This window comes from Bordetella sp. MIP270_01_BMS (assembly GCF_054958705.1).
In genome coordinates this window covers 2,261,733-2,287,817 of sequence record NZ_CM143297.1, presented here as the reverse complement: position 1 = coordinate 2,287,817, position 26,085 = coordinate 2,261,733, and the positions used below count along the sequence as shown (strand labels likewise).

At 66.7% G+C, this 26,085-nt stretch carries 19 protein-coding genes and 1 pseudogene; 17 read left to right on the top strand and 3 right to left on the bottom strand.

Annotated elements, in window-relative coordinates; translation table 11 throughout:
* Positions 1-9 precede the first annotated feature (9 nt).
* Genes ACV17W_RS10690 through ACV17W_RS10665 form a run of 6 tightly spaced genes read left to right on the top strand, consistent with a single transcriptional unit; the run spans position 10 to position 8,062 of the window.
* Positions 10-2,394 carry a type VI secretion system Vgr family protein gene (locus ACV17W_RS10690; protein WP_462596393.1) on the top strand — a complete coding sequence of 795 codons (2,385 nt, stop codon included), beginning with the start codon at positions 10-12 and terminating at the stop codon, positions 2,392-2,394.
* A 12-nt stretch (positions 2,395-2,406) separates the two neighbouring features.
* A complete protein-coding gene (locus tag ACV17W_RS10685) occupies positions 2,407-2,811 on the top strand; it encodes a DUF3592 domain-containing protein (RefSeq protein WP_462596392.1) in 405 nt (134 codons plus the stop codon).
* Between the two features lie 16 nt (positions 2,812-2,827).
* Complete coding sequence (locus ACV17W_RS10680; RefSeq protein ID WP_462596390.1) at positions 2,828-5,452, top strand: DUF2169 family type VI secretion system accessory protein; 2,625 nt, start codon at positions 2,828-2,830, stop codon at positions 5,450-5,452.
* Entirely contained in the window at positions 5,446-6,519 is a 1,074-nt protein-coding gene (locus ACV17W_RS10675; protein ID WP_462596389.1) for a pentapeptide repeat-containing protein, read from the top strand. Before ACV17W_RS10680 ends, ACV17W_RS10675 begins: the two co-directional genes overlap by 7 nt.
* A 24-nt stretch (positions 6,520-6,543) precedes the next feature.
* Positions 6,544-7,470, top strand: a complete 927-nt coding sequence (locus ACV17W_RS10670; RefSeq protein WP_462596387.1) for a PAAR-like domain-containing protein — start codon at positions 6,544-6,546, stop codon at positions 7,468-7,470.
* Positions 7,460-8,062, top strand: a complete 603-nt coding sequence (locus ACV17W_RS10665) for a suppressor of fused domain protein (protein ID WP_462596386.1) — start codon at positions 7,460-7,462, stop codon at positions 8,060-8,062. Before ACV17W_RS10670 ends, ACV17W_RS10665 begins: the two co-directional genes overlap by 11 nt.
* Before the next feature lie 18 nt (positions 8,063-8,080).
* Here the strand turns inward: ACV17W_RS10665 and glpK are convergent, their stop codons facing one another.
* Together glpK and ACV17W_RS10655 are read right to left on the bottom strand one after the other, a co-directional pair.
* Positions 8,081-9,601, bottom strand: coding sequence for a glycerol kinase GlpK (glpK, locus tag ACV17W_RS10660; protein ID WP_462596385.1), 1,521 nt, complete (start codon positions 9,599-9,601; stop codon positions 8,081-8,083).
* Between the two features lie 13 nt (positions 9,602-9,614).
* A complete protein-coding gene (locus ACV17W_RS10655) occupies positions 9,615-11,045 on the bottom strand; it encodes a DHA2 family efflux MFS transporter permease subunit (protein ID WP_462596384.1) in 1,431 nt (476 codons plus the stop codon).
* A 96-nt stretch (positions 11,046-11,141) separates the two neighbouring features.
* On the opposite strand from ACV17W_RS10655, the gene ACV17W_RS10650 reads away from it, so the two are divergent.
* From ACV17W_RS10650 to ACV17W_RS10635, 4 genes are all read left to right on the top strand, one after another.
* On the top strand, positions 11,142-11,330 hold the full coding sequence (locus ACV17W_RS10650; protein WP_462596521.1) for a DUF3460 family protein: 189 nt from the start codon (positions 11,142-11,144) through the stop codon (positions 11,328-11,330).
* Positions 11,331-11,427: 97 nt separating this feature from the next.
* Positions 11,428-12,315 carry a segregation and condensation protein A gene (locus tag ACV17W_RS10645; protein ID WP_462596383.1) on the top strand — a complete coding sequence of 296 codons (888 nt, stop codon included), beginning with the start codon at positions 11,428-11,430 and terminating at the stop codon, positions 12,313-12,315.
* Between the two features lie 37 nt (positions 12,316-12,352).
* The gene (panC, locus tag ACV17W_RS10640; RefSeq protein ID WP_462596382.1) at positions 12,353-13,195 is read left to right on the top strand and encodes a pantoate--beta-alanine ligase; all 843 of its coding nucleotides are present in this window, start codon (positions 12,353-12,355) and stop codon (positions 13,193-13,195) included.
* A 102-nt stretch (positions 13,196-13,297) separates the two neighbouring features.
* A complete protein-coding gene (locus ACV17W_RS10635; protein ID WP_462596381.1) occupies positions 13,298-13,561 on the top strand; it encodes a LuxR C-terminal-related transcriptional regulator in 264 nt (87 codons plus the stop codon).
* Positions 13,562-13,760: 199 nt separating this feature from the next.
* Here the strand turns inward: ACV17W_RS10635 and ACV17W_RS10630 are convergent, their stop codons facing one another.
* Complete coding sequence (locus ACV17W_RS10630; RefSeq protein WP_462596520.1) at positions 13,761-14,489, bottom strand: copper resistance protein NlpE N-terminal domain-containing protein; 729 nt, start codon at positions 14,487-14,489, stop codon at positions 13,761-13,763.
* A gap of 180 nt (positions 14,490-14,669) precedes the next feature.
* Between ACV17W_RS10630 and ACV17W_RS10625 the strand changes: the two genes are divergently transcribed.
* The 7 genes and pseudogenes from ACV17W_RS10625 to ACV17W_RS10595 all read left to right on the top strand — a co-directional run bounded on the left by ACV17W_RS10625 (position 14,670) and on the right by ACV17W_RS10595 (position 26,067).
* Positions 14,670-15,527 carry a prepilin peptidase gene (locus tag ACV17W_RS10625; RefSeq protein WP_462596380.1) on the top strand — a complete coding sequence of 286 codons (858 nt, stop codon included), beginning with the start codon at positions 14,670-14,672 and terminating at the stop codon, positions 15,525-15,527.
* Between the two features lie 46 nt (positions 15,528-15,573).
* Complete coding sequence (coaE, locus tag ACV17W_RS10620; RefSeq protein ID WP_462596379.1) at positions 15,574-16,212, top strand: dephospho-CoA kinase; 639 nt, start codon at positions 15,574-15,576, stop codon at positions 16,210-16,212.
* Between the two features lie 44 nt (positions 16,213-16,256).
* A complete protein-coding gene (gene zapD, locus ACV17W_RS10615; protein WP_462596378.1) occupies positions 16,257-17,009 on the top strand; it encodes a cell division protein ZapD in 753 nt (250 codons plus the stop codon).
* A gap of 131 nt (positions 17,010-17,140) precedes the next feature.
* Positions 17,141-18,400: an MdtA/MuxA family multidrug efflux RND transporter periplasmic adaptor subunit gene (locus ACV17W_RS10610; protein ID WP_462596377.1), complete on the top strand. Its 1,260-nt coding sequence runs from the start codon at positions 17,141-17,143 to the stop codon at positions 18,398-18,400.
* Entirely contained in the window at positions 18,397-21,486 is a 3,090-nt protein-coding gene (locus ACV17W_RS10605; protein ID WP_462596376.1) for an MdtB/MuxB family multidrug efflux RND transporter permease subunit, read from the top strand. The genes ACV17W_RS10610 and ACV17W_RS10605 overlap by 4 nt, the downstream gene beginning before the upstream one ends.
* Positions 21,483-24,599, top strand: coding sequence for a multidrug efflux RND transporter permease subunit (locus ACV17W_RS10600; RefSeq protein WP_462596375.1), 3,117 nt, complete (start codon positions 21,483-21,485; stop codon positions 24,597-24,599). Before ACV17W_RS10605 ends, ACV17W_RS10600 begins: the two co-directional genes overlap by 4 nt.
* A pseudogene (locus ACV17W_RS10595) lies at positions 24,596-26,067 on the top strand (efflux transporter outer membrane subunit). Before ACV17W_RS10600 ends, ACV17W_RS10595 begins: the two are co-directional and overlap by 4 nt.
* Positions 26,068-26,085: the final 18 nt, after the last annotated feature.

Genomic DNA, 26,085 nt, shown 5'->3' with positions numbered 1-26,085 from the left:
CGCGCCGCTATGGATAACGTCATTGCCCTGCAACGCCGTACTGTCACCGCCCGCACGCCGCTGCCCGACGGGATGCTGGCCTTTCGCAGCATGTCGGGCCATGAGGCGGTGTCGCAGCTGTTCGAACTCGACGTCGACCTGGTATCGCCCACGCATTCGCTCGACCTCAAACAGCTGCTGGGCAAGCCCCTGGCGCTGGACATCCAGGCCGCCAGCGGCATCCGCCACCTGCATGGCCACATCACCCGTTGCAAGCTTGCGGGGCGCGAGGGGCCGACATCGCGCCTGTACCGCTACCGGGCCACCGTGCGTCCATGGCTCTGGTACCTGACCCAGACGTCGGACAACAAAATTTTCCAGCAGCTCAGCGTGCCCGATGTCATACGCGAGGTGCTGGCCGAGTATCCGTACCCGGTCGAGTACAGGCTTTCCGCGGCCTACCGCAAATGGGAATACTGTGTGCAGTACCAGGAAACGGATTTCGCCTTCATCAGCCGCCTGATGGAGCACGAAGGTATTTATTACTGGTTCCGGCACGAGGCGGATCAGCATACGCTGGTGCTGACGGACGACATCACTCAGCATGAATCCTCCCCGGGCTATGCGTCGATTCCGTACTATGGCCCGGATCGGGTGACCGTTCCCCGGCATGAATACATAGCCAGCTGGGAAGTCGCCGAACAGATTACCCCCGGCGCTTTCGCCAGCGCGGACTACCATTTCGAGACCCCTGGAGCCGACCTGCAGGCCCGCCGCAACAATCCCGGCGCGTATGATCACGGCGATCTCGAGGTGTATGAATGGCAGGGGGGGTACACCAACCCAGGCGATGCCGAGCGATATACGCGCGTCCGGCTGGAAGAGCTGCAATGCCGCCAGGAGCAGGTCAGCGGCAGCTGCAATGCTCGTGGCATGGCCCCCGGCTGGCTGTTTACTCTGCGAAACCATCCGCGCCAGGCCGAGAACCGCGAATACCTCATCCTGTCGACGAATTACCATATCCAGGAAGCCGGCGAAGCCAGCGGGCTCGGCGCGGCGATGTTCGACGTGGGCTTCACGGTTCTGCCGGCCGCGACGCAATATCGGCCGCCCCGCATCACTCCGCTGCCGCATACGCACGGGCCGCAGACGGCGCGCGTGGTCGGCAGGGCGGGCGAGCAGATCTGGACCGACAGCTATGGCCGCATCAAGGTTCAGTTCCACTGGGACCGCTACGGCCAGAAGAACGAGAACAGCTCATGCTGGGTGCGCGTTTCCAGCCCCTGGGCCGGCGGGGGATTCGGCGGCATCCAGTTGCCGCGCGTGGGCGACGAGGTCATTGTCGATTTCATCGGTGGGCAGCCAGACCGGCCCATTGTCATCGGCAGGGTCTACAACGCCAGCAATATGCCGCCCTGGGAACTCCCGCGCAACGCGACGCAAAGCGGTTTCCTGAGCCGCTCGCGCGATGGCACGCCCGGCAACGCCAACGCGCTGATGTTCGAGGACAAGCCCGGTTGCGAGCGCGTGTGGTTGCACGCCGAACGCGACCTGAACACCGAGGTCGAAGGCAACGAACTGCACACGACTGACGGCACGCGCAACAGCATCATCGGGTCGCACGACACCACGGTGATAGGCGGGCTGGGCGGAGGCAACCGTCATATCACTGTGCACGGCACCGATACGCTGCAAGTGGACGATGACCGTTCAGTAACGGTGGACGGCGGTGAAACCTACACCGTCAGGAACCAGCGCACCGTGCACGTGACCGACGGCTTGATGGAAGAGAAGTTCGACCAGGGGCTGCACACCACGATCGCCGCGCAGGGCGAAGTGCGCAATGTGACCGGTTTGTTCGATGAAACCCTCAACAGCGGCGAAACGCGGCACGTGACGGGCGACTTCAACGAAACGCTGGACGGTAACGTGACCCAGACCATAGTGGGCGGCGGCACTTACACCCAAACCATCAGCGCCGACCATATCCACGACCTGACCGGCACGCAGGATTCGACGATTACCGGCGCCGTAACCCATACGATAAACGGCAGGCTTACCCAGACCGTGACCGATGCGCTGACAGTGAATGCCGACACCAGCATGACGGTAAACACCCCCAGCTGGACCGTCAGTGGCGCCAAACAGGCGTTCTGGGCGTCGAGCTTCGTGCGCGGCACGCCGGCCAGGGCCACGATCGTTGGCGCCGCGGCGGACTTGTGGGGAGTACGGCAGCAGGTGTATGCAGGCGTCAATTCGCAATGGTCCACCGTAAAACTCGATCTGGCGGCCTTCAAGAACGGCGACTCGGGCTTTGAGTTCGGCGGCGCGGGCACGCAGATCAGAGGTATTGGCGTGCAGATCAAGAGCGGGATGGTCGGCATCATCTCCCGCGTGGCCAATATTTTTCCGTGACCGGGGACGCGCATGATCCAGTTCGCGTGGTGGCTCGCCGGGACGGTGGCCACGTGCTTGTTCGTAGGTTTCGTCGCCAGGGTCGTGCGCGACAACGCCCGGCTGTTCGACCAGGAACGCGAGCTGGCCCGGCAGCTCGCCCAGGCCGGCCTGCCTGCCGTGGCCACGGTGCTGGCCGTGGATCGGCAGCCGGGCGGCCGCCCCTATGCCGCGCCCGTGAAGCTCACGCTCCGCTACGCCGACCAGTATGGCCGCGAACAGCACGCCGAGTTGCGCCTGTACGTCGACCGCGAGCTGCTGGCCACGTTCATGCCGGGTCAGGCCGTGCATGTCCGCTACGACCCCCTGCATCCCGCGCGCATCGCCGTCGACCGCAGCCTGACGCCCACCGAGATTCCGGCCGCATGGCGGGCATAAAGCGCGGCGCGGATACATGAAGATCATCAAACCACTGCGCCTGGGGTTACTGAGCCGGCCCTATACGCTGCGCCGCCGGTCGCATCTGGGACTGAGCGTGCTGGCGCTGGCCGATATGGGCACTTCGCCCCTGCTGTATCCCGAAGCCGATCTCTGGGCCCTGGCCGGCGAGGCGCTGGCCGATGATGGCGTCCTGGACCTCGGGGTGCCCAAGCCGTGCGCCGAGTTCCTGGTCAGCGGCAGCGTGTACACCGCACACCAGGAGCGTCGCGACGCCTGTGTGGCAAGGGCCAGGGTAGGCGACAGGCAGAAAAGCCTGATTGCCTTCGGTGACCGCTATTGGGTTGATGGACGGGCCACGCCCCCGCAGCCCTTCGACAGCGTGCCGCTGGACTGGCGGCACACCTATGGCGGCGCGTCGTATGCCGACAATCCGCACGGACGCGGCGCGGATGACGAATGGATCGACGGAGTGCGCATGCGCCGGCTGCCCAATATCGAGCCCATGCAGGCGCGATGGGTCCGGCCGGGTCAAGGGGGCGAACCGGCGAGCCTGGGGCCACTTTCGCCGACGTGGCCGCGCCGCTTCCAGCGCGCCGGCACGTATCACGATGATTGGCCCGACCAGGCCTGTCCGGGGTTTCTGGACACCCTCGACCCGCATTTTTTCAATGCAGCCCCGGCGGACCAATGGTGGCCTGAGCGGCGCGAGCTTGCGCCGGGCACCGATTACGAGTTGTGGAATATGCATCCTGGCCGACCATGCCAGAGCGGCGTGCTGCCTGACTGGCACGCGCGCTGCTTTGTGCGGCGCGCCCACAGCCAGGTATTGGAAGCGGTGTCGCTGGCGCTGACGACTGCGTGGTTTTTTCCCGACCGCGAGCGCGTGCTGCTGATCTACCAGGGAGCGGCTGACCTGGCCGAGGACGACGGCGCCGATATCGATCTGCTCATGCCGGCCCTGGATGTCGCGACGCGCTTGCGGCCGGTAGCGCATTACGAATCCGTGCTCGAGCGGCGGCTCGACCCGGAAGACGGTCCTCTGCATGTGCTGCTGGACGATGAGCTTCTGCCTGGGGCCAGCCTGGGCCCGTGGGCAGCGCTCGAGCGCTGGAACCCGATGAACAGTCCGCTGAGCCAGAACCAGCACGCTCGAGCGGCATCGCTGCATGACCAGATGCTTGTTCAGGCGCGGGCGGCTGGCCTGGATCCTGCCCGATTCGAGGTGCCGCTGCCGGCGCGCAGCCCTGCGCCCGCGCTGCATGACCTGCCCGTCCTGGCGAAACAGGCCCGGCACGCCGCCGAAGAGGCCCGCATCGACATGCTGCACGCCCGGCGCCGTCTGCAGGAACAGTTGCAGGCGGAAGCCGCACGCATGCCCGCCGGCATCACGCCGGCCAGCCTGATGGACGACGCGCAGGCCCCGCTCGAGGGCGGACCGCCCACGCTGCATGAGCATGCCGGCCTGGCGAGGTTGTCTGATATGGCTGCGCGCCAGCCGGCCGGCGCGGAGGCGGGCCGGCTCGACGAGGCCGGCGTGCTTAAGATGATGAAGCAGGCGGATGGCCATTTGCGGGCCATGTACCTGCAGGCGGCCCATTTGCAGGCGCCCGCGGCGATGGCGCGGCCGGCTAGAAGGGCGCGGCTGCGGCGGCGGGTCGAGGCGCTCATGGCCGGCAGCCGCAACCTGTCGGGCCTGGACCTGACGGGAGCGGATCTGTCAGGCATGGACTTGCGCGACGCGCGCTGCGTAGGCACCTGGTTCGAATGCGCCGATCTGTCGGGCGCTCGACTGGACGGCGCGGATCTCAGTCATGCCGTACTGGCGCGCGTGCGCGCGTCGGGAGGGTCATGGCGGTCCGCCCGGCTGCAAGGCGCCAACCTGGGGGGCGCCAGCCTGGCGGACCTCGACCTGAGCGCGGTGTCCATGGCGGACTGCCAGCTGGGTGGCATACAGCTGACGCGCTGCACGATGGCCGGACTACACATGAAGCACTGTCATCTGGCCGGAGCGACGTTGACCGATTGCCGCTTCGACGGCGCAGACTTCGACACGGTGACGTTCTGGCAGCAGACGCGGCTGAAGGGCGTGGTTTTTGCGGATGCCCGCATGGAAAGAGTCAGCTGGGTGGACTGCGTGTTCGACGAGGTCGCGTTCCCGGGCGCCGACCTGATGCGCTGCTCATGGGTGCAAGTGCAATGTGATCGCCCGCTGAACTGCACGCGCGCGTGCCTGACCACATGCTGCGTGGTGCTGACTGATCTGGATGGCGCGGTGTTCAGGGGCGCGACGCTGCGCGAATGCAGCTTGCGGGATATCGGGCTGACCGGAGCCGATTTCAGCCAGGCAGGCCTGATACGTTGCGACCTGTCGGGCGCCGACCTGCGCTGCGCACGCCTGACCCAGTCGCGCGCCGACGAAAGCTTGTTCATCCGAGCGGACCTGGGCGGCGCCGATATGTCCGGGGCCGATCTGAAAAATGCCCTGCTGCATAAGGCGGACCTGCGGCAGGCCAGCCTGCGGGACGCCAATCTGTTCAGGGCGGACCTGGCGCAGAGCCTGCGGGACGCCAGTACCGATACGCGGGGAGCTTACACGCATCTGGCGAATACTCGGCCGTCGGCGGGGGCGCCATGCTGACGCCGGCGGCGCTGCGCGCGCGCATCAAGAATGGGGAAGTGCTGGCCGGCCTGGACTTGCGTGGACTGGTGTTCGATGGCCTGGATATGGCGGGCGCCGTGTTGCATGACTGTGACCTGACCGGGGCCAGCATGGCGGGCGCTGACTGGCGCGACAGCTGCTTCAGCGCCTGCCGCATGCCGCACAGCGACTGGCAGCGTGCCGATGTGAGCCAGTGTGCCTATTTTCGTTGCGCGCTGGACCAGGCCGATTTCCGGCTGGCCGGTTGCAGCGAAACCGCATTCGTCGAATGCCAGGCGCCGGGCATCGATTTCAGCGGCACCATGCTGCAGTCCTGCCACTTCACGCAGACCGGTTTGCACGGCGCTCGATTGCAGCAGGCGGAACTGCAGGAGGGTTCGTTCTCGGACTGCGCATTGCAGCAGGCCAGTTTCGCCGGCTCGCGCATGAGCAAGTCGGTATTCGTGCGCGCCGACCTGCGCGACACGCGCCTGACGGGCGTGATCCTGGACAAGTGCGTATTCACCGAGGGCGATCTGCGCGGACTGGAGCTGGCCGGAATTGATCTGCAAGGCTGTCAGTTCATCGACGCGGTCATGGATGGATGCGATCTGCGGCGTGCGCAGTTGCGGCAGGCCAATTTCAAGGGCGCATCGCTGCGCGGAGCGTGCCTGGCGGGCGCGCGCGCCGACCGCGCCTTGTTTGTGCAGGCCGACCTGACCGGGGCCGACGCGGCCGGGGCGTCGTTCGTGCAAAGTGTGTGGGCCGATGCCTGCATGGACGGCGCCGTATTCAGCGCAGCCGATCTCACCCAGGCGGTGATGCATCGAGCGCGCTGCGCCGGCCTGCGCCTGGACGGGGCACGCCTGGCCTACGCGGATTTCTCTTACGCCGACCTGCGTGACGCCGACCTGCGGCGGGCGCAGTGCGAACGCACGCAGCTGCATCGCGCCCTGACGGAGGGTGCGCGCTGGACGACGCGGGCAGGCGTGCTCGACAACGACCCCGCGCTGTACGAGGCCGAGCTCTGGTCGGCCGGCCGAGGCGGCGCGCCGCAACATTCCTGACCGAGAGCCACACCCGAGGACACCATGTTCGCCGACTGCCAGCTAATGGGATTGGACCTGGCTTTTCCCGACATCTGCAAAACGCCGCCAGCGCTGTTGCCCATTCCGTACCCCAACTTCGCGATCGGCCCAATGGCGATCCCGAATGTATGGAACACCTTGCTGATGATGATGCCGGCGCACAATCTGCTGACCACTATCCCCATCACCAATGGCGACAATGCGGGCGTGGCGCTGGGCCTGATCTCGCAGACGGTCATGGCCCAGGCGCGCCGGGTGACCTGCGTGCCCAATGTGCTGTTCGGCTGCATCCCGGCCACCCGGCTGACCGGACTGACCACACAGAACACCATCAATGCACGTGGCATGCGGGTGCTGCCCAGCCAGTTGAAAGTGGTACTGCTGGGCGCCGGCGGCGGCGCCGGGCGCGCCGCATCGGCTGCCCGCAGTGGTACGGCGGGCAGCGGCTCCCGCTCGGGCGACCTGGCCAGACGATCCCCGGGCAAGCCGGGGCAGGGCGCGCAGGCCCCGGGCCCGGGCGTCTCCTCGCGTTCGCGCACGCCGGTCGAGCGCGCAGGCGAGGGCGGGCAACCTGACGCGGCGCGGTCTGACGCGGCGCGGCCTGACGCGGCCCGGACCGACCCGCGCTATCAGCGGGGCAAGTTCCGCAAGGGCGTGCGCGACAAGGTCTGGGATTCAGCCAAGGGCAAGGACGGCAAGGCGCGCGACCCGGTTTCGGACCAGCTGATGAAAAAAGACGAGCCCTGGGACATGGGCCACAAACCAGGATTCGAACATCGCAAGCACGTCCGCAGCGCCGCTGACCGCAATATCGACCGCAGGCAGTTTCTCGATGAATACAATGATCCCACCCATTACCGGCCTGAGCTGCCCCGCTCCAACCGCAGCCATCAGGGCGAACTGAGAACGGACGACTATTTTGGCTTCTGACGCTTCTTCACCCGTATCGCCGCAGCGCAAGGCCGTGGCGCGCCACGCGCTGTCCGTATTCGGTGGCGCTCCGGTAGTGCACGCCTTTCATCATGACACCCTGCCAATGTCCATCGACATACTCGAGGTGGACGACAGCCCCGACGAGGCCCTGGTGTCGTATTCGACGCTGGGCCTGTTCGAGACGCCGCTGCGCCACGCCGACGGCACGCCGCTGGCCACGCGCGTCGAGCTGTGCGCCGAGGCCCCGCAAGAGCAGGTGTGGTGGGGCAATGTGCTCAGCACCGCCGCGTTCGGCCTGATGCGTTCCGGGCAGGCCATCGCGCCGGGCGGCGTGCTGCGCAATTGCGTGGGCGAGTACTACGCCGCGTGCACTGTGCCGCACCTTTACGTTTGCGTGCCGTTTTCGTGGCAGGACGGAGAATTTCCCAGGCTCGACGTCGACGGCCAGCTGGTGAACTGGCTGCAGGGCATCGCCATCAGCGAGGCAGAACGGCGCTACGTGCTCGAACATGGCTCTGAAGCCTTTGAAGATCTGCTGCTCGAGCAGGATCCCGAGCTGTACGACCTGGGACGTGATTCCGTGGTGTGAGCTGCGCCGGGCCCGCCGCTACGCGGGCTGGGCCCAGCCCTTCGCGTGCTCGACGGCCTGGCGCCAGCGTGCCAGCCTTGCCTGGCGCTGGTCGGCCGACCAGGCGGGCTCGAACCGGTGTTCGGGTTCCCATTGGGCGGCGAATTCGTCCAGCCCTGACCAGAACCCCGTGGCCAGGCCGGCCAGGCCGGCAGCCCCGCGCGCGGTCGATTCCGAAACCCTCGGGCGCACCACCGGCACGCCCAGCAGATTGGTCTGCATCTGCATCAGCAGATCGTTGCGCGCAGCACCGCCATCGACCCGCAATTCCGATAATTCGATGCCGCTGTCCGCATTCATGCAGGTGAGCAATTCGGCGCTTTGCAAGGCGATGGCCTCGAGCGTGGCACGAGCCACGTGCGCGCGCGTGGTGCCCCGGGTGAGACCCACCAGGGTGCCGCGGGCATAGGGGTCCCAGTCGGGAGCGCCCAGGCCGGCAAAGGCCGGCACCAGGAACACATCGTCAGTATCGGCCACGCTGGCGGCCAGGGCCTCGACCTGATCGGACCGCTGGATGATGCCCAGGCCGTCGCGCAGCCATTGCACCGCGGCCCCGGCCATGAACACACCGCCCTCGAGCATGTACGTGGCCTGCCCGGCCGGCCCCGCACCCGTGGCGGGCAGGCCCCAGCCGATCGTGGACAGGAGATTGTTGCGCGAGGCCACCGGCGCGTGCCCGACGTTCATCAGCATGAAGCAGCCCGTGCCATAGGTATTCTTGGCCATGCCCGGCTTGAAGCAGGCCTGCCCGAAGGTGGCGGCTTGCTGGTCGCCCGCGATGCCGGCAATGGGAATGGCGCCGCCAAACCATTCGGGCAAAGCGCGACCCACTTCCGCACTGCTGGGCGCCACCGAAGGCAGCAGGCTGCGCGGGATATCGAGCAGGGCCAGGATTTCGTCGTTCCAGTCGTGCGTGTGGATGTCGTACAGCAGGGTGCGCGACGCGTTGCTCGGATCGGTGCTGTGCACCTGTCCGCCGGTCAGCTTCCAGACCAGCCAGGTATCAACGGTGCCGAAGGCCAGTTCGCCGCGTTGCGCCGCCTGGCGGGCCCCGGGCACGTTTTCAAGCAGCCAGGCCAGCTTGGTGCCGGAAAAGTAGGCGTCGACGACCAGCCCGGTGCGCTCTTGCAGCAGCCGATCGTGGCCCTGTTCGCGCAGCCTGTCGCACAGGGGCGCGGTGCGACGGTCTTGCCACACCAGAGCATGGGCCAGCGGCCGGCCCGTGGCGCGGTCCCAGATCAGGGTGGTTTCGCGCTGGTTGGTAATGCCGATGGCCGTGATGTCGGCTGCGGTGGCGCCGGCGTTGCGCAGCGCTTCGCGGGCCACGTCGAGCTGGCTCTGCCATATCTCGTTGGCGTCGTGTTCGACCCAGCCGGGCTGCGGGTAGTACTGGCGGAACTCGCGCTGGCCCATGCCCCGGGCCCTGCCGTGGCGGTCGAACACAATGGCGCGCGAGCTGGTGGTGCCCTGGTCCAGGGCCAGAATGTACGATTTCGTCACGGATGCCTGCCTATCAACCCCGCAGCTGGGCCCCGGCGGTGGGAACCAGCCTTCTGAACGACAACGTCGAGACCGCGCACAACACTCCGACCACCACGAAGGCCACCATGGCGTCGCTGGTGGCGACGTGATCGGCACCTCGCGCGGCCATGCTGATATTCAGGGTGACGGCGGCCACCCCCACGCCCAGGCTGATGCCGAGCTGCTGCGCCATGGCAGCGAAGCTGCTGGCGCTGCTCATGCGTCCGGGCGGGATATCGGCATAGGTTAGCGTATTTACCCCCGTGAACTGCAATGAGCGGAAGAAGCCGCCGGCCAGCAGAATGGCTATCATCAGCCAGACCGGCGTGCTGGCCGTGAATGCAGCGCACGCAATGATGAACAGCCCGGTCAGGATGGCGTTGACGGTAAGCACGCGGCGGAAGCCGAAGCGCTGCACGATGGGGGTTGCCACGAATTTCATCAGCAGCGCGCCGGCGGCGCTGGCGAAGGTGATCATGCCTGCCGAGAAGGGCGACAGGCCGAAACCCACCTGCAACTGGACGGCAAGCAGGAACGGCATCGCACCCACGGCGAACCGGCACAGGTTGCCACCCAGCACCGAAATCGCGAAGGTCGGCTCCCGCAGCAGGGTCAGGTCGATAATCGGGTGCGCCGCCCGCCTGGCGTGCTGCACATACAGCACGCCGCAGACCAGTCCGATCAGCGTCAGCGCGGCGACGGCGACCGGCGGAATCAGGCTGTGGCCCAGCGCCTCGAAGGCGCTGACCAGGGTGGCCAGGCACACGGCGCTGAGCAGGAATCCCAGCCAGTCGAGCCGGGGTGTCGATGCCTCGCGGATTTCGGGCACGTAGCGCCGCACCAGCTCGATGCCCAGCATGCCGATTGGGATGTTGATCAGGAAAATCCAGTGCCAGGACATGTACGTGACCATGAATCCCCCCAGCGGCGGGCCGATGACCGGCCCGAGCAGGGCCGGTATGGACAGGAAGGACATGGCCTTGAGCAGGTCTTGCTTGGGCACCACGCGCAGCAGGATGATGCGGCCCACCGGCACCATCATGGCGCCCGCCATGCCCTGGGCCACGCGAGCCACCACCATGTGCGTCAGATTCTGGGACAGGGCGCAGGCCACGGAACTGAGGGTGAAGAGGGCGATGGCCGCCATGAACACGCGCCGCGCGCCGTAGCGGTCGGCGGCCCAGCCGCTTACGGGCACGAACACCGCTACGGCCAGCAGGTAGGAAGTAATGGCGACGTTCAGGCGCACCGGCGTCGAATTCAGCGCCTGCGCCATCACGGGCAGCGCCGTGGCCACGACCGTCGAGTCGAGCATTTGCATGAACAGCGCACACCCGACGATGAAGGGGATCATCCGCGCCGCGCGCCCGGTGTCCGTGGAAGAAGAAGTTGCAGGAGGCGGGCTGGCGGTGTCGGGGGGCATGTCAAGTGGGGACGAGGGGGCCTGCAGATTGTAACGCCGGGCGACCACCGGGCTGAAGTAAACTTGTGCGATCTGCAACCTGTTTATACCGGTGCCATGGCCAGTCATTACGAATCCGACATCACCCGCTTCCTGAAGTCGTACAAGGCGTCGCACCCCGACGTCGAGCAACGCCAGCGCGAAGGCCGCGCCCGCCTGTGGGACAAGAAGCAGGACACCGAGCTGCTCGAGTCTTTCCGCATGGCGCGCGTGCCGCAAAAGCCCTACGTGTATCAAAGTGAATAAGCGCGGCTGGCGTGGCGGCGTGGCGGGCGCGAGCGCGCCGTCCCCGCTTTGTTGCGCGCGCGCACGCGGCGCAACCACTTCCTGAGGCGGCGCGCCCATGCCTTCGAATCCCCCGGTTTCAGGTGAGGCCCTTGCTGCCTTGGTAGCGCCCACTGTTGACAGCACGCCCGACGTGGTCGACAGCGTGGCATTCGCACGCCTGTACGGCGAACCCCTGTTCCAGCTGCCTACCGACCTGTACATCCCGCCGGATGCGTTGGAAGTCTTCCTGGAAACCTTCGAGGGCCCGCTGGATTTTCTGCTGTACCTCATCCGCAAGCAGAATTTCAATGTGCTGGACATTCCCATGGCCGACGTCACGCGACAGTACCTGTCGTATGTCGACCAGATACGCCTGCACAACCTGGAACTGGCGGCAGAATACCTGCTGATGGCAGCCATGCTGATCGAAATCAAGTCGCGCATGCTGCTGCCGGTGAAAAAAACCGATACGGGCGAAGAGCCCGAAGATCCGCGCGCCGAACTGGTGCGCCGCCTGCTCGAGTACGAGCAGATGAAGCTTGCGGCTCAGAAGCTCGACGCCCTGCCGCAATTGGGTCGCGATTTCAAGCGCGCGGATGCGGTGGCCGACATCACCACCGAACGCATGCTTCCCGATGTCAGTGTCGACGACCTGCGCGCCGCGTGGGCCGACATCCTGAAGCGCGCCAAGCTGAATCAGCATCACCACATCACGCGCGAACAGCTGTCGGTGCGCGACCACATGACCCACATCCTGCGCCGTCTGAACGATGTGCGGTTCATCGAGTTCGGTGAACTGTTCCTGGAGCGCATACGCGAAGGCGCGCCCGTGGCCGTGGTGGTGGTACATTTCATCGCCATGCTGGAATTGGCGCGTGAATCGTTGCTTGAAATCACCCAGGCCGAACCTTACGCGCCCATCTATGTGCGCCTGGCCTATACCAGCGTAGCCGCCGCCGCCTGACGGGCGTGCCGGCAGGCCGCCGCTTCCGGAGACACTCTTGAAAGTCGTACACACGATCCAGGAATTGCGCGATCATCTGCGCGGCCAGAACCGCGTATCGTTCGTGCCCACCATGGGCAACCTGCACGAAGGCCACCTGGCCCTGATGAAACTGGCGCGCCAGCATGGCGACCCGGTCGTGGCCAGCATCTTTGTCAACCGGCTGCAGTTCGGCCCCAACGAAGACTTCGACCGCTACCCGCGCACCCTGCGTGACGACATCGACAAGCTCGAAGCGGCGCGTGACGTCTACGTGCTGTTCGCGCCCGACGAGCGCGAGATGTATCCCGAGCCGCAGAATTACCGGGTACAGCCGCCGGACGACCTCGGCGACATTCTCGAGGGCGAGTTCCGCCCCGGCTTTTTTGGCGGCGTCAGCACGGTGGTGCTGAAGCTGCTGTCTTGCGTGCAGCCGCGCGTGGCGGTGTTCGGCAAGAAAGACTACCAACAGCTGATGATCGTGCGCAATATGTGCCGGCAATTCCAGCTGCCGGTAGAGATCATCGCCCATGAAACGGTGCGCGCGGACGACGGGGTGGCGCTGTCATCGCGCAATCGCTACCTGACGCCGGCCGAACGCGCCGAGGCGCCTGCGCTGTACCGGGCCTTGCAGGCGATACGCGAGCGCGTGGCCAGCGGCGAACGCGACGTGGCCGCCATCGAGCGCGATGCCGCGCAAGCGTTGGCCGCGCGCGGCTGGGAAGTCGATTACCTGGCCGTTCGGCGCCAGCGCGACCTGCAATTGCCCCAGCAGGCCGATTTGGACGCCGGCGAACCCCTGGTCGCCCTCGCAGCCGCCAAACTGGGCGCCACCCGGCTGATCGACAACCTCGAACTGTAGAAAAGGCCAGGGGACCGAAAAGTCCTGTCAGGTTTGACAGTATTCGGGGCCCGGCCGCCCCTGGCAGACTCTCTTGCATTTCGACCTTGCAAGCGAGCCATCATGCCGCACACCCCCCAGTCGCGCCAGACCGGCGCTCCGCGCCGGCTGACTGCGCGCGAGCAGCAGATTGTGTCGTATCTTGCCGCCGGCCGCCCCAATAAGGTGGTTGCCATCGAGCTGGGCATATCCCTGCGTACAGCCGAAGCGCATCGCGCCCGCATCTTTCGCAAGCTGGGTGTGCGCAATACGCTCGAACTGGCGTGCAGTCTTTGCCGACACTATGGAAAGCCGCCCCACGCCGGCGATGGCAGCCCGCCCGGCTAGCGCGTGGCAGTACCTGGCCCGGTTGCGCCGCACCGGGCAGAGTGCGGGCTTGCCGGGCCCGCCCCGGGTTCAGAAAATCGCATCACCCCAGGCGTCGGAGACGTGCCCGGCTTTCGCCCGGTTGCGATGCCTGCAGTCACGCCGAGGCAGGCTTAGTGCTTTTGCGCCCCTTGGCCCGCGCAAGGCGCGGGGCAGGGGGTTACGAGCACTTCGGCGGCGGCTGCTTCGACAATTCGTCGATCGCGTCGAGGTCGGGCTGGCGGGTCAGGCTGTAGTTCAGGTTGGGCGTATTGCCCAGGATGGACCGCAGGCGCAGCACGTTGTTGGCCGACACGACGAATTCGGCGAGCGGGGCGCCATCGGCGTCGGCCAGCAGCACGCGCGGCGGGCGTTCCGCCGTGGCGTCCCAGCAGCCTTGTTCGGCGGTGGGCTTGCTGGGGCTGCCCGCGTTGTCGAGGTAGGCCGTGCGGCTGCGCCAGCGGCCGTTGGGCGCCAGGGTCAAGGTCACGCGCTGCGCCGCGCATTGTTCAGAGGGCGTCAGGCAAGGCAGGGTGCCCATGTAGGTCTGGGCCTGGGGCACCAGCGCGTGAGCCGCTGGCGAGGCGCTGCCCGCGGCGTCGGCGGCCGACGCAGCCTTGGTGTCGGCGGCTTCCTGGGCGCCCGTGCTGTCAGGTTTGGCGCGTTCCTGGCCGGGGGGCGGCGCTTTCAGTTCGATCTGCAGTTGCGAAGGGGCGCGCACGACCGATCGGTACGCAGCGCCCTCGCCCTGGTACTGCGCGTCGGTGAGCGTTCCGGCGGCGGGCGGGTTGTAGTAGCCCGGGCTGCGCTGTTGGGCGCAACCCGCCACCAGTGCGGTGCCCGCCAGAATGGCCGCGGTCAGGGTGAGGGAACGATGGCGGGGCGCCTGGAGAAGCTTGGGAGCGGGCATGGTGGCGGGAATTCGGGTAGTGGATATGTGCAGAATTCTACGCATTTATGGAAACATCCGATACGTTCGTGTCACGCCGCCCGTTTGAACTATTTGCCGTGTGCCGGAATAATGCGGCGTCCCGCATGCCGTTGCATGCAGCGGCCCTGGGGCCGACTTTCACCCTGAACGGGTTCTTCCATGTGGCATGCCTATGCAATCGATCTCAATTGGGCCATCGCCATGGCCGCGCTGCTGGGACTGGCGGTGGGCTCCTGGCTGACGGCGCTCGCTCACCGGCTGCCGCGCATCATGGAGCGCGAGTGGCTGCAGCAGTACCAGGATTTCCGGGGCGCGCCGCTGGAGGCCGCCGGGGATGAAACCGCGCCGCCCGGCTACGGCTTGTGGCGCCCCGGCTGGCATTGCGTCCGCTGTGCGGCGCCCATACGCGGCTGGCGCCGACTTCCCCTGCTGGGGTGGATAGGGCTGCGCGGCCGCTGCGCGGCCTGTGACGCTCCCATCGGCTGGCGCTATCCGGTCACCGAGATGGCCACGTCGGTGCTGTTCGCCCTGTGCGCGTGGCGTTTCGGCGCCACGCCCATGGCCTTCTGCGCCATGGTGCTGTGCGCAACCCTGCTGGCTCTGTCCTGGATAGACCTGCAGACCAGCCTGCTGCCCGACGCCATTACGCTGCCGCTGGCCTGGCTGGGCCTGCTGATCAATCTGGGAGGCGCGCTCGCGCCGCTGCCGTTGGCGGTGCTGGGCGCGGTGGCGGGGTATGTATTCCTGTGGCTGCTGTTTCACATGTTCCGCCTGCTGACAGGCCGGGAGGGCATGGGGTATGGTGATTTCAAGCTGCTGGCCGCCTTGGGCGCATGGTTCGGCCTGGCGGCATTGCCGGGGCTGCTTTTGCTGGCTTCGTTGGCCGGCGTCGCCGGTGCGGGCATACTGCGCCTGACCGGACATGCGCGCCGCGGGCAACCCTTGCCGTTCGGCCCTTACCTGGCCCTGGCCGGCATTGTGATGTTGCTGGCGGCAGGCCGGCCGGCCTGGTTCTGAAGCCGGGCGCTGGCGTGCCGCAACACGCATTTCAGGAATGAGCACTATGTACAGAATCGGCCTGACAGGCGGCATCGGCTCCGGCAAGACCCGCGTGGGCGACATGCTGGCCGAATGGGGCGCGGCGCTGGTGGATACCGACGCCATTTCGCACGCCCTGACCGCACCGGGGGGCGCGGCACTGCCCGCGATCCGTGCCGAGTTCGGCGACGCCGCCGTGGGCGCCGATGGCGCGTTCGACCGTGCCTGGATGCGGGAGCTGGTGTTCCGGCAGCCCGACGCACGCGCACGGCTCGAGGCCATCATGCACCCACTGATCGGCGCGTATACGCGACGCGCAGCAGAAGCAGCGCAAGGCGCGTACCTGGTCTACGTGGTTCCTTTACTGGTCGAGTCGGGCCGGTGGCGCGAACGCGTCGACCGCATCTGCGTGGTCGATTGCGACCCCGCAACCCAGGTCGCCCGGGTGCAGGCGCGCAGCGGGCTGACGGAGCCAGCCATACGGCGTATCATGGCGGCACAGGCCGCGCGCGAAACCCGGCTCGCGGCAGCTGACGATGTCATCGTGAACGATGGCGCGACTTCTGCCGAACAGTTGCGCGCGCAGGCAAAGGCTTTGCACGACCAGTGGTGCCGATTGGCGGCGTCGCCTCGCAAGCCGTCGCCAGGCGCGGCCGGCTCCTGAATAACCCGGCCCGCGGGCCGATCACCAACAGGCCTGTACATAGCGTGATTCTTTACGAATATCCCTTCAATGAGCGCGTCCGAGCCTATCTGCGGCTCGAGTATCTGTTTGACAGACTGAATTATTTTTCACGCGCGGGCGACGCCAGGCATCACCAGATCGCAGTCGCCACCTTGTTCGATATTCTTGACGCCACCGAACGCACCGACATCAAGACGGCCGTTCTGCAGGACCTCGACCGTCAGCGCGTCGCGCTGCAGGCGTTGCGCGACCATCCCGGCGTGGCGCAAGACGCGCTCGAGGCCATGCTGGTTGAGATGGAACGCACGGTGGGCGCGCTGGCCGCCCAGGGGCGTGCCGGCCAGTCTCTGCGTGAAAACGAATGGCTGATCAGCCTGCGGGGCCGCCTGGCGGTGCCCGGCGGCGCGACGCAGGTCGACATGCCTTCATATCACGCCTGGCAGCACAAGCCCGACGCCGACCGCTGCGCCGATCTGCAGGGCTGGAGCGCGCCGTTGCGCCCGCTGCACGACGCCGTTTCCATGGCGCTGCGCCTGTTGCGTGAATCCGGCCGCCGCGCCGACATCCAGGCCGAACAGGGCGCCTACCAGCAAATGCTGGCGGGCAAGCTGTTCCAGCTGCTGCGCGTCTGGATCGACCCCCAGCTGGGGGTCTTCCCCGAGATCAGTGCAAACAAGTACATGATCTGGATACGTTTTTCCTGTCAGGACGGCGATGCCAAGCCGCAGCAGGTGTCGCGCGACGTGCCGTTCCAGATGTCGCTGTGTAGCGCCTAGCAGGCCCCGGGCCACGGCGGAGGTGCCGGGCCGAATTCCTATTGCGGTGTGTTTCAGGCCAGGCTGCCCGCCGCCGTAAACGGCTGCACTTGGGGGACAATAGCGGCTCCTCGCAGCCCGTTACGATTCCTATGCCACTCAGCCCGTCCGCTTCATCCAGGCCCCGCCGAACGCGCCTGCTGGTCGCGATGTTGTTGTTGCTGGCCGCCGCCGTGGCCGCGTGGCTGTGGTTCAAGCCCGCCGGGGAGCAGCAGGCGCCGCAACGGCCCGGGCGCGGCGCCGCAGGAGCGATGGCCATGCCGGTGCCGGTGCGCGTGGCCGAGGCCAGTACGCAGAATATCGACATCGTGCTTCGCGCCCTGGGCACGGTGACGGCCTACAACACCGTGACGGTACGCAGCCGCGTCGATGGCGAGCTGATCCGCGTCGAATTCAACGAGGGCCAGCGCGTCAAGGCAGGCGACCTGCTGGCGCAGATCGACCCGCGTTCCTACGAAGTTGCGCTGGCCCAGGCCCGTGGCCAGCAACAGCAGAACCAGGCCTTGCTGGCCAACGCCAGGCGCGACCTGCAGCGATACCAGACCTTGTTCAAGCAGGACTCGATCGCGCGGCAGCAGCTCGATACCCAGGCCGCGCTGGTGCGCCAGTACGAAGGCACGCAGATCAGCGACCAGGCGGCCGTGGACGACGCCAAGCTGCGGCTCGACTACACTCGCATCACGGCACCCATCGATGGCCGCCTGGGGCTGCGCAAGGTCGATGTCGGCAACCTGGTGTCCGCCGGCGATACCGAAGGCCTGGTGGTCATTACGCAGACGCAGCCCATCTCAGTCATGTTCTCGCTGCCCGAAACACAGCTGCCCGAAGTGCTCGAGCAGGTGCGGGCCGGCCGTACCCTCACGGTGCGCGCCTACGATCGCACCGACACCCGGCAGATCGCCAGCGGCGTACTGGAAACCCTCGACAACCAGATCGACGTCGCCACCGGCACGGTGCGCCTGAAGGCGCGCTTCGACAATGCCGACGAAGCCCTGTTTCCCAATCAGTTCGTCAACGTGCGCCTGCTGGTCGAAACGCGCGAAGACGCCACGGCCATTCCCACCGCGGCTGTGCAGCAGGGCTCGGCGGGCGCCTTTGTTTTCCTGGTGCGGCCTGACGACACCGTCGAAGTGCGGCAGGTCGAGCTGGGCGCGATCAACGGCAACCGCGTGGCCGTGAACGAAGGCCTGGTGCCGGGCGACCGGGTCGTGGTCGAGGGCACCGATCGCTTGCGCACCGGCGCCAAAGTCAGCGTCGTGGCCGGCGACGCCACCATTCCGGCTACGCCGGGCGAGGCGCTGGGCGCCGGCGCGCCCGTGCGCACCGGCCAGCCTGGCGCCAAGGCACCGTGAACCCATCGCGTCTTTTTATCCTGAGGCCGGTGGCCACCACGCTGTCGATGGTGGCCATCCTGATAGCCGGTTTCATCGCCTATCGCCTGCTGCCGGTATCGGCATTGCCCGAGGTCGACTATCCCACCATCCAGGTGGTGACGCTGTACCCGGGAGCCAGTCCCGATGTCATGACCTCGCTGGTCACTTCACCGCTCGAACGCCAGTTCGGCCGGGTGCCGGGCCTGAACCAGATGTCGTCCACGAGTTCGGGCGGCGCGTCGGTGATCACACTGCAGTTCAGCCTCGATGTCACGCTGGATGTCGCCGAACAGGAAGTGCAGGCCGCGATCAACGCGGCCTCGAACCTGCTGCCCACCGATTTGCCGGTGCCGCCGGTATACAACAAGGTCAACCCGGCCGATGCGCCCGTCCTGACACTTGCCATCACCTCGCCCACGATGCCGTTGCCGCAGGTTCGCGACCTGATCGATACGCGCGTGGCGCAAAAGCTCTCGCAAATACCCGGCGTGGGGCTGGTCAGCGTGGCCGGTGGGCAGCGCCCTGCGGTGCGGGTTCAGGTCAATCCGCGCGCGCTGGCCTCGGCTGGGTTGTCGCTCGCCGATCTGCGCACCGCCATCGTGGGGGCCAACGTCAATCAGCCCAAGGGCAACCTCGACGGCCCCGAACGCTCGACCACCATCGACGCCAACGACCAGCTGAAATCGCCGACCGACTATAACGACCTGATCATCGCGTACCGCAACAATGCGCCGCTGCGCCTGTCGGATGTGGCGCGCGCGGTACAGGGCGCCGAAGACGTGCGCCAGGCCGCCTGGGCAGGCGACCAGCCGGCCATTCTGCTGAACGTGCAGCGTCAGCCGGGCGCAAACGTCATTGACGTGGTCGATCGCATCCGCGAGATGCTGCCGCAACTGAGGGCAGCGTTGCCGGCCACCCTGGACGTCACCGTGGTGTCCGACCGCACCCAGACCATACGCGCGTCGGTCTCGGACGTGCAGTTCGAAATGCTGCTGGCGGTGGCGCTGGTGGTCATGGTGACCTTTGTGTTCCTGCGCAGCCTTACCGCCACGCTGATCCCCAGCGTCGTCGTGCCGCTATCGCTCGTGGGCACCTTCGGCATCATGTACCTGGCGGGCTTCAGCGTGAATAACCTCACCTTGATGGCGCTCACCATAGCCACGGGTTTCGTGGTGGATGACGCCATCGTCATGATCGAGAACATCGCGCGCCATCTCGAGAAAGGCGAAACGCCGATGCAGGCCGCGCTGAAAGGCGCGCAGCAGATCGGCTTCACGCTGATCTCGCTGACATTTTCACTGATTGCGGTGCTCATCCCGCTGCTTTTCATGACCGAGGTCGTGGGGCGCCTGTTTCGCGAGTTCGCCATCACGCTGGCGGTGGCCATCCTGATTTCATTAGTGGTGTCGCTGACCCTCACGCCCATGATGTGCGCGCGGCTGCTCAGGCCCGAGTCCGAGCAGCGGTTCGGCCGCTTCCACCAGACCACGGCGCGTTTCATCGACGGAATCATTGCGCGCTACGACCTCATGCTGCAATGGGTGCTGGCGCGCCAGACACTGACCCTGCTGGTGGCGCTCGGCACGTTCGTGCTGACGGTGCTGCTGTACATCGCCATACCCAAGGGGTTCTTTCCGCAACAGGACAGCGGCATGATCCAGGCCATTACCCAGGCGCCTGCCTCAGTGTCCTTCACCGCCATGGCGCAGCGGCAGCAGACGGCGGCGCGCATTGTCCTGCAGGATCCCGACGTCGAATCGGTGGCGTCCTTCATCGGGGTGGATGGCACCAATCCCACGTTGAACACCGGCCGCATGCAGATCGCGCTAAAGCCCCATGCCGAGCGCGACGGCAACCTGGCTGATATCACTCGCCGCCTGCAGGACGCGCTGCAGGCGCAGCAAGACGTGAAGGTCTACATGCAACCGGTGCAGGACCTCACCATCGAAGACCGGGTCAGCCGCACGCAGTATCAGATGACGCTGTCGAACCCCGACATCGCGGTGCTGGCCGAGTGGGCGCCCAAGCTGGTGGCCCGCATGGCGCAATTGCCCGAGCTTGCCGACGTGGCGCATGACCTGCAGGACGATGGCCTGCAGACCTGGGTGGAGATCGACCGCGATGCGGCTGCGCGGCTGGGCATCACCACCGCCGCCATCGACGAGGCGCTTTACAACGCGTTCGGGCAAAGGCTCGTATCCACCATATTCACGCAGTCGAACCAGTATCGGGTGGTTCTGGAAGTGCTGCCGCAATTCAGCCGGTCGCCCGAGGCGCTGGGCCAGATACATCTCAGCACCGCGGCCGGCACGCTGGTGCCGCTGTCGGCCGTTGCGAAGATTTCGCAAGGCCGCACCATGCTGGCCATCAGCCGGCTCGACCAGTTTCCCATGACCACGGTGTCGTTCAACTTGGCACCCGGCGCCTCGTTGTCCGGCGCGGTCGAGGCCATCGTGGCGGCCGAGGCCGAGATCGGCATGCCCGCCGGCATCGAAACCCGCTTCCAGGGGGCCGCGCTGGCGTTCCAGAATTCGTTGTCGAGCACGCTGTGGCTGATCCTGGCCGCCGTGGTCACCATGTACATCGTGCTGGGAGTGCTGTACGAAAGCTATATCCATCCCATCACGATTCTTTCCACGCTGCCGTCGGCCGCGGTGGGGGCGCTGCTGGCGCTGATGATCCGCGGCACCGAGCTCGACATGATAGGCATCATCGGCATCATCCTGCTGATCGGCATCGTGAAAAAGAACGCCATCATGATGATCGATTTCGCGCTGGAGGCCGAACGCAAGCGCGGCCTGTCGCCGCGCGCGGCCATCCATGAGGCGGCGCTGCTGCGCTTCAGGCCCATCCTGATGACCACGCTGGCGGCCTTGTTCGGGGCCTTGCCGCTCATGCTGTCCACCGGCACCGGCGCCGAACTGCGCCAGCCCCTGGGCCTGGTCATGGTGGGCGGATTGCTGCTCAGCCAGGTGCTCACGCTGTTCACCACGCCGGTCATTTACCTGATGTTCGATCGCCTCGCGCACCGTGGCAGGCGGCGCGTGGCCTCGGAGCCCGCATGATCCTGTCGGCACCCTTCATCGTCCGCCCGGTGGCCACGGTGTTGTTGTGCCTGGGGCTGGTTCTGGCCGGGGTGCTGGCATTCCGGCTGCTGCCCGTCGCGCCCCTGCCGGAAGTGGACCTGCCCATCATTTCGGTGACTGCCAATCTGCCTGGCGCCAGCCCGGAAACGATGGCTTCCAGCGTGGCCACGCCGCTCGAACGCTCGCTGGGCAGCATTGCCGGCATTACCGAAATGACCTCGCGCAGTTCGCAGGGGTCTACGCGCATCACCCTGCAGTTCGACCTGAGCCGCGACATCGACGGCGCGGCGCGCGACGTCCAGGCGGCCATCAACGCGGCACGTTCGCTGCTGCCCACCAGCCTGAGCCGCAATCCCACGTACCGCAAGGTGAACCCGTCATCGGCGCCCATCATGGTGCTGGCCATGACTTCCAGCACCCTCAGCCAGGGCAAGCTGTACGACCTGGCATCGACCATCGTGGCCCAGAAGCTGGCGCAGGTCAGCGGGGTGGGCGAAGTCACGGTAGGGGGCAGCTCTTTGCCGGCGGTGCGGGTGAACCTCATCCCGGGGGCCCTGTCCAGTCGTGGCGTGTCGCTTGACGAAGTGCGGGCCACACTTACGCAGGCGAACGCCAATCGGCCCAAGGGCGTTATCGAAAACGACGAGCACCAGTGGCAGATCATGGCCAGCGACCAGCTCGAGCGCGCAGAACAATACCGGCCGCTGGTGGTGGCCTGGCGCGATGGCGCGGCGGTGCGGCTTTCGGATGTCGCCACGGTGGAAGACTCGGTCGAAGACCTGTTCCAGACCGGGTTCTACAACGACAGCCCGGCGATCCTGCTGATTCTGCGACGGCAGGCTGACGCCAATATCATCGAAACCGTCGAAGCCGTGCGGGCGCAGTTGCCCCAGCTGGCGGCGTTGCTGCCGGGCGATGTCGACCTGATCGTGGCGCAGGACCGCACGCCGAGCATCCGCGCGTCGCTGTTCGAGGCGGAGCTGACACTGGTGGTCGCCGTGGGCCTGGTGATGCTGGTGGTGCTGCTGTTCCTGCGCCACTGGCGCGCCGCGCTCATCCCGAGCGTGGCGGTGCCGGTGTCCCTGATCGGCACGTTCTGCGTCATGTATTTGTGTGGCTACACCCTGAATACGATTTCGCTGATGGCCTTGATCATCGCCACCGGCTTTGTCGTGGACGACGCCATCGTGGTGCTCGAGAACATCATGCGCCATATCGAACGGGGCGCGTCGCCGCTGCGTGCGGCCCTGCGCGGATCGCGCGAGGTCGGGTTCACCGTATTGTCCATGAGCCTGTCGCTCGTGGCGGTGTTCATTCCCATTCTGCTGATGGGCGGCGTGGTGGGGCGGCTGTTCCGCGAGTTTGCCGTGACGCTCTCGGCTGCCATCATGGTGTCGCTGGTCGTCTCGCTCACCCTGACCCCGATGATGTGCGCGCGCATGCTGAAGCCGCACAGCCAGGCGCGCCCGCCCGGGCGCATGTCGGCGGCCATCGGGCGCGGCTTCGATGCCATGCTCGCCCATTACCGCAGAAGCCTGGCCTGGGCGCTGGCGCACGGCCGCATCATGATGCTGCTGCTGGCCGCCACCATCGGCCTGAACGTGTACCTGTACGCCGTGGTGCCCAAGGGGTTCCTGCCGCAGCAGGACACCGGCCAGTTGCTGGGTTTCTTCCGCGTCGATCAGGGCACGTCCTTCCAGGCTACGGTGCCCAAGCTGGAGTATTTCCGCAAAGTGATTCTTGCCGACCCGGCGGTCGCCAGTATCACCGTGCATGCCGGCGGGCGGGGCGGCAGCAACAGCAGCTTCATGTCCATCCAGCTCAGGCCGCAGGCCGAACGCAAGGCCAGCGCCAACGACGTGGTCAACCGCTTGCGCGGCAAGCTGCAGAACACCCCGGGCGCGCGTGTGTTCCTGGTGCCGCAACAGGACATCTTCCTGGGTGGGGGGCAGGGCAGTGGCTCGTACGACTACACGCTGCTGTCCGGCGAGCTGTCGTTGCTGCGCACGTGGATGCCGCGCGTGCAACAGGCAATGGCTGCCTTGCCCGAAATCATCGACGTGGACACCAGCGTCGAAGACAAGGGCCGCCAGGTCCAGCTGGTGATCGACCGCGAGGCCGCGACCCGGCTGGGTATCGACATGAGCGATATCGCGGCGGTGTTGAACAATTCGTTCAGCCAGCGGCAGGTTTCCGTGATGTATGGCCCCCTGAACCAGTACCACGTGGTCATGGGTGTCGACCAGCGCTTTGCGCAGGACGCCGAATCCCTGAAACAGGTGCACGTCATCACGCAGGATGGCCAGCGCGTGCCGTTGTCCGCCTTCGCGCGTTTCGAAACCACCAACGCGCCGCTCAGCGTCAGCCACAATGGGCTGTTCGCCGCCGACGACATCTCGTTCAACCTGGCTCCGGGCGTGTCGCTGGACCAGGCCATTCGCGCCATCGATGACGCGGTGGCGCGCATCGGCCTGCCTTCAGACCAGATCCAGGCCGGCTTCCTCGGCACCGCGGCGGCCCAGCAGACCGCGCAGAACCAGCAGCCGTGGCTGATACTCGCCGCGCTGGTCACCATGTATATTGTGCTGGGCATTCTGTACGAAAACCTGGTGCATCCGCTGACCATTCTGTCCACCTTGCCGTCGGCGGGCATCGGCGCGCTGCTGGCCCTGATGCTGGTAGGCAGCGAGTTCACCATCATTGCCCTGATCGGCGTGTTCCTGCTGATCGGCATCGTGAAGAAGAATGCAATCATGATGGTCGATTTCGCGCTCGAGGCCGAACGCCGGCACGGGCTCAGCCCGCGCGATGCCATATTCGAGGCCTGCCTGACGCGATTCCGGCCCATCATGATGACGACCATGGCGGCGATCTTCGGCGCCTTGCCGCTGGTGCTGGCCACCGGTCCGGGCGTCGAGATGCGCCAGCCGCTGGGCGTCACCATCGTCGGCGGCCTGATCCTCAGCCAGATCCTGACCCTGTACACCACGCCGGTCGTGTACCTGTACCTGGACCGATTCCGCCTGTGGCTGCGTCGCCGCCGTGGCGGCCCGGGCGCGATCGGGGCACAACCTGATGTAGAAAGCCCATGAGCCGCACCCTGACGTCGCTGAACCTTCCTGACCTTGCGCGCGCGCCGCGCCTCGCCATCGCCGCGTGCTGCTGCGCGTTGCTGTCCGCCTGTGCTGTGGGACCGGATTATCAGCGTCCCGCCGTGGACGTGGGCGATGGCTACAAAGAAGCGCCTGCGCGCATCGACGGCTGGAAGCCGGCCCAGCCTCGCGACACCGCCGAGCGCGGCGCCTGGTGGCGGGTATATGGCGATGCCACGCTCGATGGGCTGATACAGCAACTGAACAGCGCCAACCAGACCATTGCACAGGCCGAAGCCAACTATCGCCAGGCCCAAGCCCTGGTGCAAGGCGCGCGTGCGGGCTTTTTCCCGACGCTGGGCACCAATGCCAGCGCCACGCGGGCTGGCGGCGGCAGCGGTTCGGCGGGCTCGGGCGTGGGCAACCAGTACAACCTGGGCGGCACGGCAGCCTGGGAAGCCGATCTATGGGGCCGTGTGCGACGCGAGGTGGAGGCCAGTCGCGCCGAGGCCGAGGCCAGCCTGGCCGACCTGGGCAGCGTGCGCCTGAGCGCGCAATCGGCGTTGGCGCAGAATTACTTTCAGCTGCGCATTCTCGATGAACAAAAGCGCCTGCTCGAATCAACCGTGGCGGCCTACGAACGCTCGATGCGGCTGACGCAGAATCGCTACGAGGCCGGTGTGGCCGGCAAGAGCGATGTGTCGGTGGCGCTCGCCCAACTCGAGAACACGCGCGCGCAGCTGATCGACCTGGAATGGCAGCGGGGCCAATTCGAACATGCGATCGCCGTCCTGGTGGGGCTGGCGCCGTCGCGCTTCGATCTGCCCGCCGCCGGCTTCGAACAGGTCTTGCCTGCCATCCCGGCCGGCTTGCCGTCTGAATTGCTGGAACGCCGCCCCGACGTGGCATCGGCCGAGCGCCGCACCGCGGCGGCCAATGCGCAGATCGGCGTGGCGCAGGCAGCGTGGTTTCCCGACCTCATCCTGAGCGCCGACGGCGGTTTCCGCAGCGGCCAGTTTGCCCAGTGGCTGACGGCGCCGGCGCGGTTCTGGTCGCTGGGGCCGTCGCTGGCGCTGACTTTGTTCGATGGCGGCGCACGGCAGGCCCAACTCGACCGGGCACGGGCCGCCTATGACGCCCAGGCCGCGTTGTATCGCCAGACTGTCCTGGGCGCGCTGCGCGAAGTCGAGGACTATCTGATCCAGCTGCGCGTCATGGAGCAGGAACAATTGTCCAGCGCCGCGCGGTCGAAGCGGCGCGTGAGTCTCTGCGGTTGGCGCGCAACCAGTATGAAGCGGGGCTGATCGGCTACCTTGATGTCGCCGTGCTGGAAACCACCGCGCTCAACAGCGAACGCAATGCGCTCAGCCTGCTGGGCAGCCGCCTGGCCGCGAGCGTACAGCTGATCGCCGCGCTAGGCGGGGGCTGGGAAGGCCTGCCCGATCCGCAGGCAGGCACGGCCCGGTAGGTGCGGCGCCGCGGCGTC

What these genes read in the sequence shown, in the direction of transcription:
- ACV17W_RS10650 (WP_462596521.1), top strand. Translation starts at nt 11,142, where the DNA reads ATGGCCAGTCATTACGAATCCGACATCACCCGCTTCCTGAAGTCGTAC.
- ACV17W_RS10675 (WP_462596389.1), top strand. Translation starts at nt 5,446, where the DNA reads ATGCTGACGCCGGCGGCGCTGCGCGCGCGCATCAAGAATGGGGAAGTG.
- ACV17W_RS10610 (WP_462596377.1), top strand. Translation starts at nt 17,141, where the DNA reads ATGCCACTCAGCCCGTCCGCTTCATCCAGGCCCCGCCGAACGCGCCTG.
- ACV17W_RS10690 (WP_462596393.1), top strand. Translation starts at nt 10, where the DNA reads ATGGATAACGTCATTGCCCTGCAACGCCGTACTGTCACCGCCCGCACG.
- ACV17W_RS10635 (WP_462596381.1), top strand. Translation starts at nt 13,298, where the DNA reads ATGCCGCACACCCCCCAGTCGCGCCAGACCGGCGCTCCGCGCCGGCTG.
- ACV17W_RS10680 (WP_462596390.1), top strand. Translation starts at nt 2,828, where the DNA reads ATGAAGATCATCAAACCACTGCGCCTGGGGTTACTGAGCCGGCCCTAT.
- ACV17W_RS10600 (WP_462596375.1), top strand. Translation starts at nt 21,483, where the DNA reads ATGATCCTGTCGGCACCCTTCATCGTCCGCCCGGTGGCCACGGTGTTG.
- ACV17W_RS10670 (WP_462596387.1), top strand. Translation starts at nt 6,544, where the DNA reads ATGTTCGCCGACTGCCAGCTAATGGGATTGGACCTGGCTTTTCCCGAC.
- ACV17W_RS10655 (WP_462596384.1), bottom strand. Translation starts at nt 11,045, where the DNA reads ATGCCCCCCGACACCGCCAGCCCGCCTCCTGCAACTTCTTCTTCCACG.
- coaE (WP_462596379.1), top strand. Translation starts at nt 15,574, where the DNA reads ATGTACAGAATCGGCCTGACAGGCGGCATCGGCTCCGGCAAGACCCGC.
- ACV17W_RS10685 (WP_462596392.1), top strand. Translation starts at nt 2,407, where the DNA reads ATGATCCAGTTCGCGTGGTGGCTCGCCGGGACGGTGGCCACGTGCTTG.
- ACV17W_RS10630 (WP_462596520.1), bottom strand. Translation starts at nt 14,489, where the DNA reads ATGCCCGCTCCCAAGCTTCTCCAGGCGCCCCGCCATCGTTCCCTCACC.
- ACV17W_RS10625 (WP_462596380.1), top strand. Translation starts at nt 14,670, where the DNA reads ATGTGGCATGCCTATGCAATCGATCTCAATTGGGCCATCGCCATGGCC.
- ACV17W_RS10645 (WP_462596383.1), top strand. Translation starts at nt 11,428, where the DNA reads ATGCCTTCGAATCCCCCGGTTTCAGGTGAGGCCCTTGCTGCCTTGGTA.